The organism is Salmonella sp. SAL4457, assembly GCF_046548235.1.
GTDB lineage: Bacteria > Pseudomonadota > Gammaproteobacteria > Enterobacterales > Enterobacteriaceae > Salmonella > Salmonella enterica.
Genome location: NZ_JBGDZO010000240.1, coordinates 1 through 315, shown reverse-complemented (window position 1 = coordinate 315; position 315 = coordinate 1). Strand labels below are relative to the sequence as shown.

1 protein-coding gene is annotated in these 315 nt (G+C 65.1%); it reads right to left on the bottom strand.

All coding sequences use genetic code 11. From position 1 onward, the window contains the following. Window positions 1-242, bottom strand: a 242-nt coding sequence (locus ACLJNW_RS24095) for a hypothetical protein (protein ID WP_410961203.1), incomplete at its 3' end; no start/stop codon positions are given. Between the last annotated feature and the right edge of the window lie 73 nt (window positions 243-315).

Below are 315 nucleotides of genomic sequence, written 5' to 3'. Positions count from 1 at the left end.
CAGGTCAGGCGAAAGATGCTCTCGCAACTGGCCAGCAGGGACTCCAGCTCACCACTGGCGGAAAACTCCCGCCGCACCTTGCCAAGCAGGCTCAAGGACTCCAGGCGCAAGGTCATGAAGGGGATGGCCGGCGGGGCCAGCAGTTGATCGGCATCGATGACGCTGCCGGCGGGCAGGCCGAACAACTGCCGCAACGTTTCGCGCAGGGCGGCGTGATCCAGGCGCACGGTTGCACTGGACATGGCGAACTCCTTTTTCAGGATGGATGGATGACGGACAGGCACCGACGCGGCGGATACAACCGCCGGCCAGGCC